At 69.1% G+C, this 19367-nt stretch carries 20 protein-coding genes; 6 read left to right on the top strand and 14 right to left on the bottom strand.

Annotated elements, in window-relative coordinates; translation table 11 throughout:
- Positions 1-231: 231 nt before the first annotated feature.
- The gene (locus VRZ77_RS13255; RefSeq protein ID WP_414593130.1) at positions 232-909 is read left to right on the top strand and encodes an AzlC family ABC transporter permease; all 678 of its coding nucleotides are present in this window, start codon (positions 232-234) and stop codon (positions 907-909) included.
- A complete protein-coding gene (locus VRZ77_RS13250) occupies positions 906-1256 on the top strand; it encodes an AzlD domain-containing protein (RefSeq protein ID WP_414593129.1) in 351 nt (116 codons plus the stop codon). Before VRZ77_RS13255 ends, VRZ77_RS13250 begins: the two co-directional genes overlap by 4 nt.
- A gap of 9 nt (positions 1257-1265) precedes the next feature.
- Here VRZ77_RS13250 and VRZ77_RS13245 read toward each other — a convergent pair whose 3' ends face one another.
- The 4 genes from VRZ77_RS13245 to VRZ77_RS13230 form a co-directional block, all read right to left on the bottom strand.
- Complete coding sequence (locus VRZ77_RS13245) at positions 1266-1688, bottom strand: HIT family protein (RefSeq protein ID WP_414593128.1); 423 nt, start codon at positions 1686-1688, stop codon at positions 1266-1268.
- Between the two features lie 69 nt (positions 1689-1757).
- The gene (locus VRZ77_RS13240) at positions 1758-2948 is read right to left on the bottom strand and encodes a GNAT family N-acetyltransferase (protein WP_414593127.1); all 1191 of its coding nucleotides are present in this window, start codon (positions 2946-2948) and stop codon (positions 1758-1760) included.
- Between the two features lie 112 nt (positions 2949-3060).
- Positions 3061-3807: a glycerophosphodiester phosphodiesterase family protein gene (locus VRZ77_RS13235; protein ID WP_414593126.1), complete on the bottom strand. Its 747-nt coding sequence runs from the start codon at positions 3805-3807 to the stop codon at positions 3061-3063.
- An 11-nt stretch (positions 3808-3818) separates the two neighbouring features.
- A complete protein-coding gene (locus VRZ77_RS13230) occupies positions 3819-4280 on the bottom strand; it encodes a RidA family protein (protein WP_414593125.1) in 462 nt (153 codons plus the stop codon).
- 138 nt (positions 4281-4418) lie between these two features.
- Here VRZ77_RS13230 and VRZ77_RS13225 point away from each other — a divergent pair, with 138 nt between their 5' ends.
- A complete protein-coding gene (locus tag VRZ77_RS13225; protein WP_414593124.1) occupies positions 4419-5252 on the top strand; it encodes a cell envelope integrity EipB family protein in 834 nt (277 codons plus the stop codon).
- Here VRZ77_RS13225 and VRZ77_RS13220 read toward each other — a convergent pair.
- Together VRZ77_RS13220 and VRZ77_RS13215 are read right to left on the bottom strand one after the other, a co-directional pair.
- Positions 5209-6555, bottom strand: a complete 1347-nt coding sequence (locus VRZ77_RS13220) for a DNA polymerase IV (RefSeq protein ID WP_414593123.1) — start codon at positions 6553-6555, stop codon at positions 5209-5211. The genes VRZ77_RS13225 and VRZ77_RS13220 overlap by 44 nt on opposite strands.
- A gap of 12 nt (positions 6556-6567) precedes the next feature.
- Positions 6568-6870, bottom strand: a complete 303-nt coding sequence (locus tag VRZ77_RS13215; RefSeq protein ID WP_414593122.1) for a DUF3572 domain-containing protein — start codon at positions 6868-6870, stop codon at positions 6568-6570.
- A gap of 95 nt (positions 6871-6965) precedes the next feature.
- Between VRZ77_RS13215 and VRZ77_RS13210 the strand changes: the two genes are divergently transcribed.
- Positions 6966-7337 (top strand): response regulator, encoded by a 372-nt coding sequence (locus VRZ77_RS13210; protein WP_414593121.1) that lies wholly within the window; start codon positions 6966-6968, stop codon positions 7335-7337.
- A 95-nt stretch (positions 7338-7432) separates the two neighbouring features.
- On the opposite strand, the gene rpmG is transcribed toward VRZ77_RS13210, so the two are convergent.
- From rpmG to rnr, 5 genes are all read right to left on the bottom strand, one after another.
- Positions 7433-7600 (bottom strand): 50S ribosomal protein L33, encoded by a 168-nt coding sequence (gene rpmG / locus VRZ77_RS13205; protein WP_241616119.1) that lies wholly within the window; start codon positions 7598-7600, stop codon positions 7433-7435.
- A 126-nt stretch (positions 7601-7726) separates the two neighbouring features.
- A complete protein-coding gene (locus VRZ77_RS13200; protein WP_414593120.1) occupies positions 7727-8884 on the bottom strand; it encodes an MFS transporter in 1158 nt (385 codons plus the stop codon).
- Positions 8885-9045: 161 nt separating this feature from the next.
- On the bottom strand, positions 9046-9780 hold the full coding sequence (locus VRZ77_RS13195; RefSeq protein WP_414593119.1) for an NUDIX hydrolase: 735 nt from the start codon (positions 9778-9780) through the stop codon (positions 9046-9048).
- Positions 9777-10229: a DUF983 domain-containing protein gene (locus tag VRZ77_RS13190; RefSeq protein WP_414593118.1), complete on the bottom strand. Its 453-nt coding sequence runs from the start codon at positions 10227-10229 to the stop codon at positions 9777-9779. Before VRZ77_RS13190 ends, VRZ77_RS13195 begins: the two co-directional genes overlap by 4 nt.
- Before the next feature lie 50 nt (positions 10230-10279).
- Complete coding sequence (rnr, locus tag VRZ77_RS13185) at positions 10280-12601, bottom strand: ribonuclease R (protein ID WP_414593117.1); 2322 nt, start codon at positions 12599-12601, stop codon at positions 10280-10282.
- A gap of 212 nt (positions 12602-12813) precedes the next feature.
- Between rnr and VRZ77_RS13180 the strand changes: the two genes are divergently transcribed.
- Complete coding sequence (locus VRZ77_RS13180; RefSeq protein ID WP_414593116.1) at positions 12814-14289, top strand: MDR family MFS transporter; 1476 nt, start codon at positions 12814-12816, stop codon at positions 14287-14289.
- 49 nt (positions 14290-14338) lie between these two features.
- Here VRZ77_RS13180 and topA read toward each other — a convergent pair whose 3' ends face one another.
- Complete coding sequence (topA, locus tag VRZ77_RS13175; RefSeq protein ID WP_414593115.1) at positions 14339-17005, bottom strand: type I DNA topoisomerase; 2667 nt, start codon at positions 17003-17005, stop codon at positions 14339-14341.
- Between the two features lie 284 nt (positions 17006-17289).
- Here topA and VRZ77_RS13170 point away from each other — a divergent pair, with 284 nt between their 5' ends.
- On the top strand, positions 17290-17487 hold the full coding sequence (locus tag VRZ77_RS13170) for a hypothetical protein (RefSeq protein WP_414593114.1): 198 nt from the start codon (positions 17290-17292) through the stop codon (positions 17485-17487).
- Here the strand turns inward: VRZ77_RS13170 and dprA are convergent.
- Positions 17457-18566, bottom strand: coding sequence for a DNA-processing protein DprA (dprA, locus tag VRZ77_RS13165; protein ID WP_414593113.1), 1110 nt, complete (start codon positions 18564-18566; stop codon positions 17457-17459). The two genes, VRZ77_RS13170 and dprA, sit on opposite strands and share 31 nt — an antisense overlap.
- 3 nt (positions 18567-18569) lie before the next feature.
- On the bottom strand, positions 18570-19175 hold the full coding sequence (plsY, locus tag VRZ77_RS13160; RefSeq protein WP_414593112.1) for a glycerol-3-phosphate 1-O-acyltransferase PlsY: 606 nt from the start codon (positions 19173-19175) through the stop codon (positions 18570-18572).
- Positions 19176-19367: the final 192 nt, after the last annotated feature.

Here is a 19367-nt window from a genome sequence, read left to right as displayed (position 1 = left end):
CCCGGCGGGGCCGTTCGCGTTTCAGGACTGTCGCCCTCCCGCCGGGCCGCCGGCCGGCGCCCAGAGAGTGGAAGCTCTGCGATTTCGGCATGGCCGCTCCGCGAACCAAGGTTCGGCTTGACCTCGCGGGTGCGGGGGAGGATCAACGGCCGCCACAGGTCGTCAATGCATTCATCATCCAGTTCCCCTCGTGCCGCATCCGGCCGCCCGCTGCTCTGGTTCCTGCAGGGAATGCGGGCCTGCGTCAGCGCGCCCGGCCTCGTGCTGGTGGCGACCTTTGTCGGCTTTGGCGGGCTGATGCACGATGTCGGCTTTCCCATCATCGCCGGGCTGCTGTCGACCATCCTGATATGGGCGCTGCCGGCGCAGGTGATTCTGATCGGCGGGCTGGCGGCGGGTGCCTCGCTGCCGGCGCTGGCGCTCGCGGTGTGCCTGTCCGGCGTGCGGCTGTTTCCGATGGTGGTGTCGCTGATGCCGCTGATGCGCGGGCGGCGCTCCAATATCGTCGTCGAGCTGATCTGTGCCCATTTCGTCGCCGTCACGCTGTGGGTCGAGGGCTTCCGCATCTTGCCGGGCGTCGAGCGTGATGCGCGGCCGGCCTTCACCATCGGCATCGGCACCGGGCTGATCGCGATAAGCTGCGCGGGCACGCTGCTCGGCTTCTATCTTTCCGGCGCCCTGCCGGGACCGCTGGCGGTGGCGCTGCTGCTGGTGACGCCGATTTCCTTCACCATCCTGCTGGTGCGCAATGCCAAGGCGGCGGTGGACTGGCTGGCGATCGGGCTGGGCGCGGCGCTGTCGCCGCTGGTGGCGAATTCGCCTGGCGGGCTCGATCTGTTCTGGAGCGGGGTGGGCGGGGGCACGCTTGCCTTCTTCGCCGCGCGGATCTGGCAGAGGCGGCGGGCATGAGCGCCTATCAGAGCGAATATGCCGCCATCATGGTGGTGCTGATCGTCGGCTTCCTGCCGAACGAGGTGTGGCGCGTGCTCGGCGCGCTGCTGGGGCGCGGCATCGACGAGGAAGGCGCGTGGATGCAATGGGTCAAGGCGGTGGCGACGGCGCTGCTGGCCGCCGTGGTCGCCCGGCTGATCCTGATCCCGAGCGGCGCGCTGGTGGCGCTGCCGCTGTGGCTACGCCTCGCCGCGGTCGGCGCCGGGGTCGGCGGCTTCATCGCGATGCGTCGTTCCGTGCTCGCGGGCGTGCTGCTCGGCGAGGCGGTGCTGGCCGGCGGCGCCTGGTGGTTAGGGGCCGCCTGACGCACCCGCTCAGGCCGCCAGCGCGGCCTTGAGCCTTTCCGCCTGCGCGGCCAGAACGTCCATCTCTTCCTTATAGGACAGCGGGGCCTTCAACTCGACGCCGGCCACGCGCGGGATGACGTGGACGTGGAGGTGGAACACTTCCTGCCCGCCCGCCGGCTCATTGTGCTGGGTGAGGGTGATGCCCTCGGCGTCGAACGCCGTGAGCTGCGCCCGCGCGATGCGCTGGGCGACCGCCATCACCTTGGACAGATCGGCCGGCTCGACGTCGAGCAGATTGCGGGCCGGCGCCTTGGGGATGACCAGCGTGTGGCCCGGTGCGCGCGGGAAGATATCGAGGAAGGCGAGCACGCTGTCATCCTCATGGACCTTGAAGGCGGGGATTTCGCCGCGCAGGATCTTCGCGAAGATGTTGCCGGGATCATAGGTCATCGCAGGCTCCTTCAAATCGGGTGCGCTTCGATGGCAAGCCGGCGGGCCGGGGTCAAGCGGCGATCGCCCTCACGCCTCGTCCGGGATGCGGTGGAACGGGCCGAGCGCCGCCAGTTCCTCGCCCGCGCTTTCCACATGGCGCCGCTCGCGCACGAGATACTGCGCGACCGCCTCGCGGAAGCCGGGATCGGCGATGTAATGCGCCGAGCGCGTGGTGACGGGGAGATAACCCCGCGCCAGCTTGTGCTCGCCCTGCGCGCCGGCTTCCACGGTGGTGAGGCCGCGCGCGATGGCGAAGTCGATGGCCTGATGATAGCAGACCTCGAAGTGCAGGAAGGGGTGGTCCTCGATGCAGCCCCAGTGCCGGCCATAGAGCGTGTCGGCGCCGATGAAATTGATCGCCCCGGCGATGTAGCGCCCGGCGCGGCGGGCCATGACCAGCAGCACGCGATCCGCCATGCGCTCGCCGATAAGCGTGTAGAATTGGCGATTGAGGTAAGGGCGGCCCCATTTGCGTGAGCCGGTGTCCATGTAGAAGCGGAAGAAGGCGTCCCACGCCTCCTCGGTGATCGCCGCGCCGGTGAGCGCCTCGATCTCGATGCCGTCCGCCAGCGCCTCGCGCCGCTCGCGCCTGATCGCCTTGCGCTTGCGCGAGGCCAGCTCACCGAGGAAATCCTCGAAGCTGCCATAGCCCTTATTGGTCCAGTGGAACTGCTGGTCGATGCGGGGCAGGAAGTCTTCCGCCTCCAGCGCGGCCGCATCCGCCTCGGTGAGGAAGGTCGCGTGGACCGAGGATGCGTTACGCATGCCGGCCAGTGCCTTCAGCCCCTGTGCGAGCGCAAGGCGGGCGGTCTGCGCCGGCGCGCCGGTGCCGACCAGCAGGCGCGGGCCGGTGGCGGGGGTGAAGGGCACGCTGACCTGAAGCTTGGGATAATAGCGCCCGCCGGCGCGCTCATAGGCGTCCGCCCAGCCATGGTCGAACACATATTCGCCCTGCGAGTGCGACTTGAGATAGGCCGGGCAGACGCCAAGCACCACCCCGTCCGGCGCTTCGAGCACCAGATGCTGCGGCAGCCAGCCGGTCTCGGCCGCGACGCAGCGCGACTCCTCAAGAGAGGACAGGAATTCGTGTGATATAAACGGGTTGATGGAATTATCTAAACCGACGCACGAGCCGCTGCGCGCGAGCGCATTCCACGCCGCAGCCGGAATCCGGGCGATCTCGCTCCCGACGCGCAGGGTGAAGGTCGGGTCGCTCATGCGGGAATCGTGTCGGCAAGGGGCGGAGGCGCGGCTGCGATCATGAAGGTGAATGTGCGCGCTGGTGGCGCGGCGCGAAAGCCCTTCTCACGCGATTGCGACGTTCCGGCCGTCAGGGCGTGAAGCCCTCGAAGATCATCTGGTCGGCATGCCGCGCGGCCGTGCGGCGGTCTTCCTCGCTGCGGACCGTCCAGGTGAGGATCGGCAGGCCGGTGACGCGCTTGAGGATCGAAGGCGCGGTGGCGGGCAGCTCCTTCACGTAATGGGCGATGAAGTCCGGCCGCGTGCGCGGAAAGTGCAGCAGGTTGCCCCACGCGAATTTGGTGGCCGGCGAGAGCATGTCCCATTCGGGATCGTCATAGCGATGCTCCATGGTGATGCCGCGCGGTATATGCGGGGCGAACCGGCGCACGGCGGCGACCAGATCGGGATCGAACGACATCAGCGCCGCCGGCCCGTCATAGCCCGCCAGCACCTCGGCCGCGCGGGCGGCCACCGCCGTGTCGCCGTCGAACCGGCTTTTCAGCTCGATCACCAGCGGCACGCGCCCGGCGACCTGATCCAGCAGCTCGCGCAGCGTCATCATGCGGTCGGCGGTGCCGCGCATCTCGACCGCCTTGAGCGCGGCCGCGTTCAGCGCGTGGAACGGCCCGGTGGCGTGGGTCAGGCGATCGAGATCATCGTCGTGGAACACCAGCGCCTCGCCATCGGCGGAGAGCTGGATGTCCACCTCGATGGCGTAGTTGCGCGCGAGCGCGGCCGCCACCGCCGAGGGCGTGTTCTCGATGATGCCCCGCGCCGCATCGTGCAGGGCACGATGGGCGACAGGGCGCGCGGTGAGCCAGCCGGGGGCATTCATGAGTCTGGGGATCAGACGAATTCGACGACGGCGTCGATTTCCACGCTGACATTCATCGGCAGGGCGGCCACGCCCACGGCGGAGCGGGCATGGCGGCCGGCATCACCGAAGGCTTCGACGAACAGGTCGGAAGCGCCGTTCACCACCTTGGGCTGGTCGGTGAAGTCGGGGGCCGAGTTCACGAAAGCGACCAGCTTCACGATCCGCTTCACCCGGTCGAGGTCGCCGAGCGCGGCCTTCATCTGCGCCATGAGGTTGATGGCGCAGGCGCGGGCGGCCGTCTGGCCGTGGGCGATGTCGTCGGCGGTGGCGAGCTTGCCGGCGATCGGCTTGCCGTCAGCGGCGGAGATCTGCCCGGAAATCCAGAGCTGGTTGCCGCTGATCACGGTCGGCACATAATTGGCCACCGGCGGATTGGCGACCGGGACGGTGATGCCGAGGGTGGCGAGTTTGGCTTCGACGGTGCCGGACATTCGGTTCTCCACGAGGCGGGCCGCTGTTGACAGGCGCCAACTTTGGCTCATGTTTTTGCAGGATATTCGGTTGGTGATGTTTGGCCGATCGGCCTCCCGCGCGCAAGCGGGCGGGCCGGCATTCGGGAGCGAGTATTGATGTCTGCGGCCACCGCCTTTCGTGCCTTCACTCTCGCGCCGCTGCTGCTGGCGGGCCTGTCCGCCGGCTCGGGCGCGCAGGCGGCGATCCAGCTTTCGCCGCACCGCGCCACCTATACGATCTCGCTGGACGCCGCCAAGGCTGCCAAGCGGGTCAGCTCGGCGCAGGGGCAGATCGTCTATGAGATGCGCGGCAGTGCCTGCGCCGGCTATTCCATTCAGCTTCGCCAGAGCACCGACCTCGACACCGAGGGCGGCGGGCGCCTCTCCACGGCGCTGTCCACCGCGACCTGGGAGGACGGCGAGGGCAATGCCTACCGCTTCCGCGTCACCAACACCGTGAATGGCGAGCGGCCGGACGAGGCCGACGGCGTGGCCGAGCGGCGCGACGGCAAGCTGGTGGTGAAGGCCACCAAGCCGGAGGTCGAGACCATCGAACTGGCCAAGGGCGTGCTGCTGCCGACCCAGCACGTGCTGGAAGTGCTGGACGCCGCCGCGCGCGGCGACGCCATCCTGCAGGCGCCGGTGTTCGACGGCTCGCCGGACGCGCGCAAGATCTACGAGACGCTCTCGGTGATCGGCAAGCCGCTGACCGGCAGCGACGGTCTGGAGGCGAGCGCGGCGAAGGGCGACCTCGCCGGGCGCACCCGCTATCCGGTGGTCATCAGCTATTACGAGAAGGGCGGGGCCGAGACCACGCCGGATTATGTGATCAGCTTCGACCTCTACGACAACGGCGTCAGCCGCGCGCTGCGGCTCGATTATGGCGACTTCGCCCTGCGCGGCACGCTCACTTCCTACGAGCCCCTGCCTCAGGAGGCGTGCCCGAAATAGCGGGCCGGTCGGTGCTCTCGCGCCCGGCGCCCGGCCGGCGCGGGGCGTCGAGCGCGATGCCGTGCTCCACCACGCTGCGGCCGAATCGGGCGCGCAGCGCATCCGCCGCCAGTTCGGCCTTGCTGCGCTTGGTGGCCTGCACGTCCACCAGATCGTCCGGGTCGGCCGATGCAGGGTCGGTGAGTTCCGACACGCCCACGCCGATCAGCCGGAACGCCCGCCCGTCCGCCTCGCGGCGCAGCAGCTCGCGGGCGTGATCGAAGATGCGGTGGGCGAGGCGGGTCGGGTCCTCCAGCGAGCGGGAGCGGGTGATCAGCCGGAACTCGGCGGTCTTCAGCTTCAGCGTGATGGTGCGCCCGGCGAAGCCTGCCGCCTTCAGCCGCGCGGACACCTTGCCCGAGAGCTTGTGCAGCGTCTGCTCAAGTTCGCGGAAGTCACGGATATCATTGTCGAATGTCGTCTCGGTCGAGACGCTTTTGGTCTCGCGCTCCGGGTTCACCGGGCGCGGATCGATGCCGCGTGCCAGCCGGCCGAGCCGCAGCCCTTCCGCCCCGAAGCGGCGCATCAGCGTCGCCTCGTCGGCCGCCTGAAGGTCGGCGATCAGGCGGAAGCCCTCGCGGGCGAGCCGCTCCTGCGTGGCCTTGCCGACGCCCCAGATGGTGCCGACATCGCGCGGGGCGAGGAACGCCGCCGCCTCGGACTGGCCGATGATGGCGAAGCCGCGCGGCTTGTCGAGGTCGGAGGCGATCTTCGCGAGGAACTTGTTGGCCGCGAGCCCGATCGACAGGGTGATGCCGATCTCCGCTTCCACCTCGCGCGCGAGCCGCGCCAGCGAGCGGGCCGGGGAGGCGCCGTGCAGCTTCTCGGTGCCGGCGAGGTCGAGGAACGCCTCGTCGATGGAGAGCGGCTCGACCAGCGGGGTCAGCGCCAGCATGCGCTCGCGCACCTGCCGGCCGACCGCGACATATTTCGCCATGTTCGGCTTCACCACCACCGCTTCCGGGCACAGCGCCAGCGCCTTGAACATCGGCATCGCCGAGCGCACGCCCTTCACACGGGCGAGATAGCAGCAGGTGGAGACAACGCCGCGCTTGCCGCCGCCGATTATCACCGGCACGTCGCGCAAGGCCGGGTCGTCGCGCTTCTCCACCGCGGCGTAGAAGGCGTCGCAGTCGATATGGGCGATGTGCAGCGTGTGCAATTCGGCATGGCGCGCAAGGCGCGGGCTGCCGCAATGCGGGCAGCGCGGGGCGGCGCCGGCATCCTTCAGGCAATCACGGCAGAAGGCGGGCTCGCGGGTCATGGTGAGGCGCGATCATAGCGCCCGGTGGCCCTTATGGGCCAGTATCTCGCGGGCGGCGACCACATGGCCCGGATCGATGCCCGCTTCCCCGGCATGGGCGATCAGGAGGTCCTGCCGCTCGATCAGATAATCCAGCACGGCGACATGAAAGGCCGGCTGGCCGGCGACCCCGCGCAGGTCGCCAGGTGCCAGCCCGCTCTGCGCGAGGAAGGGGCCGATGCGCTCGGGATCGCCGGCGAGATAGAGCAGGGCGCCCATCGCCACCTCGCGGGCGGCGGTCTCGGTGGAGATAGGGCGGCTTTTACGGTTCAGCATTTGGGGTTCCGTAAGGAATGGGCCACTAGGATTATACGGGTTTGCGCTACGGTGCGTGCCCGACTCCCTCTTCAGACTCACATGCCGAGCGCTTCATGTCCAAGACCGTTCTGATCGTGGAAGACAATGAGCTCAACATGAAGCTCTTCAACGATCTGCTGGAGGCCCACGGCTATGTGACGCTGGGTACGCGCAATGGCGTGGAGGCTATGGACCTTGCCCGCAAGCACCGGCCCGACCTCATCCTCATGGACATCCAGCTTCCCGAAGTCTCCGGGCTCGACGTCACGCGCTGGCTGAAGGCCGATCCCGAGCTGAAGGCGATCCCCGTCATCGCCGTCACCGCTTTCGCGATGAAGGGCGACGAGGAGCGGATTCGCGAGGGCGGCTGCGAGGCTTACCTGTCCAAGCCGATCTCGGTGGCGAAGTTCCTGGAAAAGGTGCGCCAGTTCGTGCCGCTGGACTGAGCGACGCTGAACGGCCGGCCGGAAACGACCAAGCCCGAAAACGAAAAAGGCGCCTCGCGGCGCCTTTCGTCGTTCAAAGCGTGGCGATCAAGCGATCACTTGATCTTGCCTTCGCGGAACTCGACATGCTTCTTCGCGACCGGGTCGTACTTCTTGACGACCAGCTTGTCGGTCATGGTGCGCGAGTTCTTCTTCGTCACGTAGAAAAAGCCGGTGTCGGCGCTCGACACGAGCCGGATCTTGATGGTCGTTGCCTTGGCCATTGACCGCTCTCCTGGAGGCGTGGCCTAGGCCACGTCGAAATCTATGGGTTCGCGCGGCATCCGTGCCGCTCGTTGCGCGTTCCTATCCGTGATCGCGGCCCGATTGTCAAGGAAGGCGGCGCGATTTCAACGCTCGCGCGCCATCTGGGCGGCCACCACCACGACGTAGAAACCCAGCAACGCCGCCAGAACCCAGGCGAATCCGTCCGGGTTCATCGCTTCCATGCCGGCGCCGACCGCGGTGGGGCCGACGATGAGGCCGACCGCGTACAGCATCACGAAGGCGGCATTGGCAGTGGCGAGCGCCGCGCCGTCGAATCGCGCGCCGAGCAAGGCCAGCCCGAGCGTGTAGAGCCCGGCGACGATGCCGGTGGTCACGAACACGGCTCCCCACATCGCCCAGCCGTCGATGGCGAGGAAGGGAATCAGCGCCGATCCGCCAAGGCCGACCAGCCCGCAGCCGAGCAGCAGCTTGCGCCGGTCCACGCGGTCGCTCAGCAGGCCGAGCGGGAGCTGGAGCGCGACATTGCCCAGTTCGGCGACGGTGAGCAGGATCGTCGCCTCGCCCTCCATCAGCCCGCGCCGCAGGCCATAGAGCGGCAGGAAGTTGATGAGCCCGGTTTCCACCGCGCCGAAAATGAAGGCGGCGAGCGTCGCCGCCGGAGCGATGCGCATCAGGCTGAACACGCCGCGCGCACTGTCCTTCTCGATGGCGGGCGCGCTGGACGCGCCGAGCAGGACCGGGATCGCGCCGAGCATGAAGAAGCCGGCGCCGACGAGATAGGGCGTCCAGCCCTGCGTGCCGACGAGGGCGAGCGCCAGCGGCCCGGCGGCGAAGCCGGCAGAGAGCACGGTGGCGTAGATGCCGATCACCAGGCCGCGCCGGTCGGGCGGGGCGGCGGCGTTGATCCAGAACTCGCTCACCACGAACAGCACGCACAGCGCCATGCCGAAGATGAAGCGCAGCGGGAACCACAGCGCGAAGGAGCCGGTGACCTTGAACGCCAGCAGGCTGAGCGCCGCCGCCGCGATCGCCGCCATCAGCAGCGGACCGGCACCGAGCAGCCGCACCAGCCGCGGCAGGAACGGCGCGGTGACGATGGTCGCGATCCCGCCGAACGCGGTGTTCACCCCGATCCAGGTGCTGGAGATGCCGCGCTGGTCGAGCTCGATGGCGAGCAGCGGGATCGAGAGCGTCAGGCCGAAGCCGACGATGGAGATGGCGGCGATCGCGGCGGAGATCGAGCCGATGTCGACGCCGCGCGAGGAAGCGGAGGCATGCATGGAAAGGCACCTGGACGTGAGCGTGATGCTGTCGCGATCACGCGGAGCGCCCTTTCGCACCGCGGTGGGCGGACGCGAAAAGTATTATCACACAGTCGATTGAACCCATCGTGGCGGCGCTTCGGCCGGCACGCCCCGCTGCTCTAGGCCCTCGCGCGTGGCTAGTCCAGCGTCTCGCGGTGGAAGCGTCCGTTGCGCGAGAAGAAGTACGGCACGGGCAGCCACGGCTTGTTGCCGCGCTCCAGCCGGGTCTCGATCTCCTCGATCACGGCGAGGGTGATGGCGGGCACCTCGGCCTTGCGGGCCTGTGCGAAGGTCATCCACTGCACGTCGACGAATTCGGAATCCGGGCCGACCACGCCCTCCAGCCGATGGGCGATGTTGCTCGCCTCCGCCATGAAGAAACGGGTATCGAAGCGCCGGGAGTGCCGTGGCGGGGTGACGGCGCGGGCGACGAAGGTCAGGGCTTCGAGATCGGGATAGACGCCGGCCTCGACGAAGGCGGACCAGCCGGCAGCGGCGGTCTCGGGCGCGCCGGCGTCGGTGGTGCCGAGCAGCAGGCCGGTTTCCTCGCAGGTCTCGCGAATGGCGGCGAGCGCGAGGGCGCGGGGGCGGCTGGCGCTGGGGCGGGAGACGCGGGCATTGAGCCGGCGCTCGGTCACCTCGTCGAGCATGCCGAACACCGGCATCTGCCGGTCCTGCGCCTCGACCCGGCCACCGGGGAACACGAACATGCCGGGCATGAAGGCCTGCCGGGCATTGCGCCGGCCGAGCAGCAGGCGCGGCGCGCGCTGCGAGCGGTCGACGAGGATCAGCGTCGCGGCGTCGGCGGGGCGGAGATTGGGATGGGTGCCGAGGGCGGGATCGGGAAGGCTCGGGCTTTCGGTGAGGGTCATAGCGGGCGGGCACCCGCGGGCTGGCTGGCCTTGGGCAGGTCGCGCCGGCTCGGCGGCGTCGGTTCGCGCTCCGGGTCGGCCGGGTCGAAGCCGTGCATGCGCATCGCCCATTGATAGCCGATCAGCGCCCCCTTCACCGGCGGCAGCAGCACGAGGCACAGCACCAGCGTCATCGGCAGCCAGGTCACGAGGTGGATCCAGATCGCCGGGCGGAACGCCATCTCCACCGCCAGTAGCAGCGGCACCACGATGTGGCCGACAAGGGTGATGACCATGTAGGGCGGCGCGTCGTCGGCGCGCTGGTGCCACAGTTCCTCATGGCAGGACGGGCAATGCTCGTTGACCTTGAGATAGCCGCAGAACAGCTTGCCCTCGCCGCAGGCGGGGCAGCGCAGGCGCAGGCCGTTCATCATCGCCATGCCGATCGACCTCGGGGGCATCTGCGCCATGGTCATGTCATCCTTCCCGCCCGCAGGAGGGCGTCTATTCGCGCGTGCCGCTACTTGCGCTTGCCGCGCGGCGGACCGCGGCGAGAGGGCGGCGTGGGGCGCTGGGCCTGGCGCGCGCGCACCGGCCCGTCGCCGCGCCGGCCGCGCATGGGCCGCTTGCCCCCGGGTACATAGCGCCCCTCGCTCAGAAGCTCAAACCGCAGCGCGCCGGCGACCGGCGCCGCCTCGACCAGCTTGACATCCACCGGATCGCCGAGACGGTGCATTTCGCCGGTCTGCTCGCCGATCAGGGCGTGGCGGGTCTCGTCATAGCGGTAATAATCCTGCCCGAGCGTGGCGGCGGGGATGAAACCGTCCGCGCCGGTGTCGTCGAGCGCGACGAAAAGTCCCGCCCGCGTCACCCCGGCGATGCGGCCCTTGAAGGTGGCGCCGATCTGCTCGGCCATGTGATGGGCGATCAGCCGGTCGATGGTCTCGCGCTCGGCCGCCATGGCGCGGCGCTCGCTCGCCGAGATGCGGGCGGCGGTCTCGGCGAGGCCCTCCGGCGTGGTGCCGTCCGGCAGGCCGTCGCGGCCGAAATGCAGCGCCCGGATCAGCGCGCGGTGCACGATCAGGTCGGCATAGCGGCGGATCGGCGAGGTGAAATGCGCGTAGCGGCGCAGGTGCAGGCCGAAATGGCCGTAATTCTCGTTGGCGTATTCCGCCTGCGCCTGCGAGCGCAGGATCACCTGATTGACCAGCGGCGCCATCTCCGTGTCCTCGACCCGCGCCAGAATCTCGTTGAACTGCGCGGGGCGGACGGTCTCGGTCTTCGCCATCTTGATGTCGAGCGTCTGCAGGAACTCGCGCAGCGACAGCATCTTCTCCATCGAGGGCTGGTCGTGCACCCGGTAGATCAGCGGGGTCTGCTTCTCCTCCAGCGTCTCGGCGGCGGCGACATTGGCGAGGATCATGAACTCCTCGATCAGCTTGTGCGCCGCGAGCCGCTCGGGGATCACCACCTTGTCGACGGTGCCCTCGGGGGTGAGCAGGATCTTGCGCTCCGGGAGGTCGAGTTCCAGCGGCGAGCGGGCGTCGCGCGCCTTCTTCACCGCCTCATAGGCGGCATAGAGCGGGCGCAGCACCGGCTCCACCAGCGCCTCCGCCGCCTCGTCGGCGCGGCCCTCGATGGCGGCCTGCGCCTGCGCATAAGCGAGCTTGGCAGCCGAGCGCATCATGATGCGGTGGAAGGAGTGGGTTTTCTTGCGCCCGTTCGGGCCGATCACCATGCGCACGGCCAGCGCCGGGCGATCCTCGTCCGGGCGGAGCGAGCACAGGTCATTGGAGATGCGCTCGGGCAGCATCGGCACCACGCGGTCGGGGAAATAGACCGAGTTGCCGCGCACCAGCGCCTCGCGGTCGAGCGCGGTGCCGGGCCGCACATAGGCCGCGACATCGGCAATGGCGACGGTGACGATGAAGCCGCCGGCATTGGCCGGGTCGTCATCCGGCGCGGCGTGCACCGCGTCGTCATGGTCCTTGGCGTCGGGCGGGTCGATGGTGAGGAGGGGAAGGTCGCGCCAGTCCTCGCGGCCGGACAGTGTGGCGGGCTTGGCGGCTTCCGCCTCGGCCAGCGCCTCGCGCCGGAACACGCTGGGAATGCCGTGGGCGTGGATGGCGATCAGGCTCACCGCCTTCTCGGTGGCGAGCGAGCCGAGCCGCTCCTTTACCTTGGCGGTGGGCAGGCCATAGGCGTGGTGACGCAGAATCTCCACCGACACCAGGTCGCCATCCTCGGCACCGCCTTCCGCGCCGGGGGGAATGGCGAGCTCGCGGCCCATATTGCGCTTGTCGACCGGGATCAGCCGGCCGCCATCGCCCTTCGGGTCGCGCCGATAGATGCCGAGCGTGAGCGCGCGCGCCTTCTCGATCAGCTTGAGCACGCGGCCATTGTGGCGGATGACGCCGTCGGCCTCGGGAATTTCCTCGGTCTTGAGCAACACCCGGTCGCCGATGGCCGGGGCAGGGCCGGCGAGGCGGCCGCGACGGGCAAGGCGCACCAGAATGCGCGGCGGCGCGCCGTGTTCCTCCTCGTCCCAGTCGATGGGGGTGGCGATCAGTTCGCCGTCCTCGTCGCGCTCGATCACCTCCGCCATCACCACGGCGGGCAGGGCGCCCGGCAGATGCAGCTTGCGGCGCTTGGTGCCGACGATGCCCTCGTCCGCCAGCTCGCGCAGCATCTGCTTGAGCGCGATGCGATCCGAGCCGTCGAGGCCGAAGGCGCGCGAAATCTCGCGCTTGCCGACATCGCCGCCATGGGACGAGATGAAGGCGATCAGATCTTCGCGCGAGGGCAGGCCCTGCTTCAGACGCGGCGCCGGGGGCTTCTTCACTTTCGGTCTGACGGGCTTTCGCACGATTCCTCGTCCATCGGATGGGTCGTGGCGACGCTAGACCCATCCCGGCCCGGCGTCGACCTCCTCGCGTCAGCCTCCCGTCTTCGCCACCCCCGGAGCGCGGTATCGGCGTATCCACTTGCATTTCCTCGCCCGAGCGCCGATTTTGCCGCCCGCGCGGGGGCAGCCGCGACAGAAAGAATCAACGGATGGATGCGCGTTCCGAGCAACCCGGCTCTCCTGTGCTGGGGCACGAGGAGATTCGGTCGGTATTGACCGGCGTGATGCTCGCCATGTTCCTCAGTGCCCTCGACCAGACCATCGTCGCCACGGCGCTGCCGACCATCGGCGTCCAGTTTCGCGACCTCGAAAGCTTGTCCTGGGTGGTGACGGCCTATCTGCTGACCGGCACGGCGGTCACGCCGCTGATCGGCAAGCTCGCCGACATCCACGGGCCGCGTCCGGTGCTGATGGGCAGCATCGGGCTGTTCCTCGTCGGTTCGGTGCTGTGCGCGGTGGCGCCCAACATGCTGTGGCTGATCCTGGCGCGCGCGGTGCAGGGGCTGGGCGGCGGCGGGCTGATCGCCCTGGCGCAGATCATCATCGGCATCATGGTCGCCCCGCGCGAGCGCGGACGCTACCAGGGCTATTTCGCCACCGTGTTCATCACCTCCTCGATCGCCGGGCCGGTGCTCGGGGGCTTCTTCGCCGAGCATCTGCACTGGTCGCTGATCTTCTGGATCAACGTTCCGCTCGGCCTCGTCGCGGCGGCAATGAGTTTTCGCGCGCTCACAAAGCTGCCGGCGCATCATCATCCGCACCGGCTCGACGTGGTGGGCGCGCTGCTGATGTGCGCGGCGACCATCGCGATGATGCTGGCGCTGAGCTGGGGCGGGGTGCGCTTCGCCTGGGGCTCAGCGCCCATCCTCGGCCTGCTGGGCGCGTCGGTGGTGCTGTGGGTCGGCTTCGGGCTGCGGCTGGTCTCGACCACCGAGCCGCTGCTGCCGCTGGCCGTGCTGTCCAACCGTGTGGTGCGCACCGGCGTGGTGTCGGCGGCCTTCGCCATGGGCACGCTGGTGGGCCTGTCGATCGAACTGCCGCTCTATCTCGAAGGCGTGCTCGGCCTCAGCGCCAGCCAGTCGGGCCTCGCGCTGATCCCGCTGATGGCCGGCGTGGTGGTGGGCGCCACTGGCAGCGGCAAGCTGATGGGCCGGCTGACGCATTACAAGCGCATCCCGCTGGTCGGGCTGACCATGGGCATCGCCTCGCTCGCCGTGCTGGCGCTGATGCCGGCGGGGCTGCCGGTCGCGGTGCTGGGCGGCGTGCTGGCGCTGACCGGCATCGGGCTCGGCACGGTGCTGCCGCTGGCCACGGTCTCGGTGCAGAACGCGGTGCCGATGCCACAGCTCGGCATCGTGACGGGCGTGATCAACTTCTTCCGCTCGCTCGGCAGCGCGGTGATCACGGCCGGCTTCGGCGCCATCGTGATCGGCATGTCGGGTCTGCAAGGCCACGAGATACTGGAGCGGATGCTGGACGGTCAGGCCACGACGGGGCCGCTGGCGGATGCGTTCCGCTGGGTGTTCATCGCGGCGGCGGGCGCGCTGGTGCTGTCGCTCGCCGGCATGATCGCGATGGAGGAGCGCCCGCTGCGCTCCAGCACGCCGCCCCCGCTCAGCGAGTGACGGCGGGGCGCCAGTTCACCGGCGCCCCGCCGTATCTCAGCTGCTTCGCTTATTCGGCGCTCTTGGCCTTCTTCGTGGCCGGCTTCTTCTCGGCGGCGGTCTTGGTGGTCTTCTTGGCCGCCGGTGCCTTGCGGGGCGCGGCGGGCTTGTCCGCGCTTTTCGCCGCCGTACGGCGCGCGGGCTTGGCGGGCGCCGAGGCGGCCTTGGCGGTGATCAGCTCCACGGCCTGTTCGAGCGTGACCTGTTCCGGGTCCATGCTCTTGGGCAGGGTGGCGTTGACCTTTCCATGGCTGACATAGGCGCCGAACTTGCCGGGCCGCACCGTAACTGGCCCGCCGAGCGAGGGATGCTCGCCGAGTTCGCGGCCCCCCGTGGCGCCGCGCCCGCGTCCCGGTCCCTTGTTCTGCTTGTCCGCGATCAGCGCGACCGCCCGGTTGAGGCCGACCGAGAGCACGTCGTCGCCCTTGTCGAGATTGGCGTAGGTCTTGCCGGTCTGGACATAGGGGCCGAAGCGGCCGATGCCGGCGAGGATGGGTTCGCCGGTGTCGGGGTGGCGGCCGATCTCGCGCGGCAGAGAGAGCAAGGCGAGCGCGGTCTCCAGATCGACATCCGCCGGGGCCAGCCCCTTGGGCAGGCTGGAGCGCTTGGGCTTCTCGCCGTCCTTGCCCTCGCCGAGCTGGAGATAGGTGCCGAAGCGCCCGTCGCGCACCGTGACCTCAAGCCCGGTGACCGGATCGGTGCCCAGCACGCGGGTGCCATTGGCGGCTCCGTCGCCGTCGCCTTCGCCCTGAACCGCGAGCGGGCGGGTGTATTTGCACTCGGGATAGTTCGAGCAGCCGATGAACGCGCCGAACTTGCCGACCTTGAGCGAGAGACGCCCCGTGCCGCAGGTCGGGCACAGGCGCGGGTCGCTGCCGTCTTCCTTCGGCGGGAAGATGTGAGCGGTCAGCAACTCGTCGAGCCGCTCGATCACCTCGGAGACGCGCAGATCCTTGGTCTCGCCGATGGCGGCGGCGAAGTTCTCCCAGAAGTCGCGCAGCACCTGCTTCCAGTCGAGGTCGCCGGCGGAAATCTGGTCGAGCTTCTCCTCCAGATCGGCGGTGAAGTCGTATTCGACATAGCGGTCGAAGAAGCTCTGCAGGAAGGCGGTGACCAGCCGGCCCTTGTCCTCGGGCACCAGCCGGCGCTTGTCGAGCTTCACATATTCGCGGTCGCGCAGCACGGCGAGCACCGAGGCATAGGTCGAGGGCCGGCCGATGCCGAGCTCTTCCATGCGCTTGACCAGCGAGGCTTCGGAATAGCGCGGCGGCGGCTCGGTGAAGTGCTGGTCGGCCTTGATGCCCTTGTTCGCCAGACTCTCGCCGGACGACATGGCGGGCAGGCGGCGATTCTCGTCGTCGTCGCCCTCGGCGGCATCGTCCTGCCCCTCGCGATAGAGGGTGAGGAAGCCGTCGAACTTGATGACCGAGCCGGTGGCGCGCAGCTCCAGCGCCCGGCCGGCGGCCTTGGCCTCGATTTCGACCGTGGTGCGTTCCAGCTCGGCCGATTCCATCTGGCTCGCGACCGTGCGCAGCCAGATCAGCTCATAGAGCTTCGCCTGCTCGGGTTCGAGATGGCGCACGACATCCTTCGGGCGGCGCGACAGGTCGGTGGGGCGCACCGCCTCGTGCGCTTCCTGCGCGTTCTTGGCCTTGGTGGTGTATTTGCGCGGAACGGAGGGCACATAGCGCGCGCCATAGTCGCGGCCGATGACGCTGCGCGCCCCCGCGACCGCTTCCGGCGCCATGTCGACGCCGTCGGTACGCATATAGGTGATGAGGCCGACGGTCTCGCCGCCGACATCGACGCCCTCATAGAGCCGCTGCGCGATGCGCATGGTCTGCGCCGGGGCGAGGCCGAGCTTGCGGCTGGCCTCCTGCTGCAGGGTCGAGGTGGTGAAGGGCGGGTAGGGGTGCCGGCGGGCGGGCTTGGCCTCCACCGAGCGCACCACATAGTCCGCCGCTTCCAGCGCCTTGCGGAAATCGGCGGCTTCCTCGGCGGTGCCGACGTCGAGCCGGGTGATCTTCTTGCCGTCCGCCCCGGTGAGGCGCGCTTCGAAGGTCTCGGCGCGCGGCGTCGCCAGCGTCGCGGCGATCGACCAGTACTCGCGCTTGACGAAGGTCTCGATCTCGCGCTCGCGGTCGCAGACCAGGCGCAGCGCCACCGACTGCACGCGCCCCGCCGAGCGGGCGCCGGGCAGCTTGCGCCACAGCACCGGCGACAGGGTGAAGCCGACCAGATAGTCCAGCGCGCGGCGGGCGAGATAGGCGTCGACCAGCGCGGCGTCGATCTGGCGCGGGTTCTTCATCGCCTCCAGCACCGACTGCTTGGTGATGGCGTTGAACACCACGCGCGAGACCGGCTGGTCCTTGAGCGCGCGCTTCTCCTTCAGGATTTCCAGGACATGCCAGGAAATCGCCTCGCCCTCGCGATCGGGGTCGGTGGCGAGGATCAGGCCGTCGGCCGCCTTCACCGCCTTCGCGATGTCGGACAGGCGCTTCTGCGCCTTCGGATCGACATCCCACAGCATGCGGAAATCCTGCTCGGGGTCCACCGAGCCATCCTTGGCCGGAAGATCGCGAACATGGCCGTACGAGGCGATGACCTCGTAGTCCGAACCCAGATATTTGTTGATCGTCTTCGCCTTGGCAGGCGATTCGACGATGACGACCTGCATGCGCCCGCCGTGTCCTTGAAAGAGAGGCCCGTCCCCCGGAAGAGGGCGGAAAATGGGGTAGCCTTCACGCCCTGTCAAATGGGCAATCGGTTCCGCTGCCCGCGGGATGGGCATCCGACAGGCGGGGAAGCTGCCGCAGGGCGGCTGGAGTGTCGGTCAATCGGGATGAATCGTGCGAAATTACAACTTCTGGTGTTTTTTATGGCCGCCGAATAAACCACTGATAGATTGTGGCTGGTTTCGATGTTAGCGTTTCGCCATCCTTGGACAGCGACGAGTCGACCTTGACCGACCCCCTTCGCGACCGGCGGAATGGTGCGCGCGACACGGCGCATTACATCGCCTCACTCGCCGGTGAACTGGCCGAAATGGCCGACGCCGCCAGCCTGCCTGTGCTGCGCTATCTCCTGGAGATGGCGCGCGAGGAGGCGGCCTCAGTGGCGTCGGACGGTCACAGCAGGGAAACGCTGCCGCCCGAGTGACGCTCCAGCCGGCCGGCCAACTCGATCTCCAGCAGCACGATCAGCACCTCGGCGACGCTCGCGCCGGAAAGCTGCACCAGATCGTCGACCTTCATTGGCGAGGGCGAGAGCAGCGTGACGATGCGCGAGCGCGTATCCTCGCTCGGCTCCTCGTCGGCTAGTTCGCCTGCCGGCTCCTCCATCGATCGTGCGCCGAGATGCTCGCGCAGCGGCGCGAGCGCCTCGATGATGTCGCGCGCGCTGGTCACCAGCCCGGCGCCCTGCTGGATCAACGCGTTGGCGCCGCCCGCGCGCGGATCGAGCGGCGAGCCGGGTACGGCGAACACCTCGCGCCCCTGTTCACCGGCGAGCCGCGCGGTGATCAGCGAGCCGGAGCGCTCCGCCGCCTCGACCACGACGATGCCGAGCGACAAGCCCGACACCAGCCGGTTGCGGCGGGGAAAATCGCGGGCGCGCGGCTCCCAGCCCATCGGCATTTCGGTGAGCACCAGCCCCTCTTCGGCAATGCGCGCCATCAGGGCCTCGTTCTCGCGCGGATAGGGCCGGTCCTGCCCGCCAGCGATGACGGCGATGGTGCCGCTGGCGAGGCTGGCCTCATGGGCGGTGGTGTCGATGCCGCGCGCCAGCCCCGAGGCCACCACCCAGCCGGCCTCGCCGAGACCGCGCGCGATCCGCGCCGTCATGGTCCGCCCGGCGCCCGAGGCGTTGCGCGAGCCGACCACGCCGACGGTCGGCCGATTGAGCAGCGGCAGGCGGCCACGCACCGCGATCAGCGGCGGGGCATCGTCGATCTCGCGCAGCAGGGCCGGGTAGTCCGGTTCGCCCAGCGCGATAAAGCGCCCGCCGAGCCGCGCGAGCGCCTCCATTTCCGCCTCGATCTCCGAGACGGACGGGATGCGCGGGGGAAACAGCCCGCCGCCCCGCCGCGCCATGGCGGGCAACGCTTCCAGCGCCGCAGCCGCGCCGCCGAAGCGGTTCACCAGATTGCGGAAGGCGCGCGGGCCGACATTCTCGGTGCGGATCAGGCGAAGCCAGTCGCGGCGCTGTGTCTCGTCGAGCTGAACCCCGCGCCCCGCCACCGCTCAGCCCTTGCTGCCGATGCGGCTCTCGGTTCCGGCCAGCAGACGGGCGATGTTGGCCCGGTGCATGATCCACAGCAGCGCGGCGAGCACGCTAAGCAGCACGCCCACCGGCGTTGGCGCAAGGAAGAAGGCGCTGGCCGCGGTGCCGAGCGAGGCGACGAGCGCGGCCAGCGAGGAATAGCGCGCGGCGAAGGCGGTGCCGAGCCAGAGCGCCGCAAAGACCAGCGCGCAGGGCCAGGCGAGGCCGAGCGTGACGCCGAGGAAGGTCGCCACCCCCTTGCCGCCGCGAAAGCGCAGCCAGACCGGGAAGACATGGCCGATGAAGCCACCCAGCCCGCCGAGCAGCGCGCCCTCGAAGCCGTAGAGACGGCCGACCAGCAGCACCGCCACCGTGCCTTTGAGCGCGTCGCCGAGCAGGGTGGCCGCAGCCAGCCCCTTGCGGCCGGTTCGCAGCACATTGGTGGCGCCGATATTGCCCGAGCCGATCGAGCGTATGTCCTGCGTGCCGGCAAGCCGCGTCAGGATCAGCCCGAACGGGATCGAGCCGAGGAGATAGCCGATCAGCACGGCGATGTGGCTGGAGACCAGCGGCAGGGACCAGTTCATGGCGTCGAGCCTAGAGCCTTTCTGCCCCGAGGGGAAAGCGGTCACACGTATTCATATACCGTGCGTGTTGATTTCCGCGAAGAACTGACCCTGGATTTCCACTGAGAATTGACCCGGGCTGATGGTGGTCGGCGGTCAGGTGGCGGTCAAGTTTCGTGGCTTCTCCCTGGTGGGTTTGGGTGGCTTTGCCGA

The organism is Ancylobacter sp. G4_0304 (assembly GCF_047501495.1).
Classification (GTDB): domain Bacteria; phylum Pseudomonadota; class Alphaproteobacteria; order Rhizobiales; family Xanthobacteraceae; genus Ancylobacter.
Note: the sequence above shows the minus strand (reverse complement) of the source record. Positions and strands in the feature narration are given on the sequence as shown.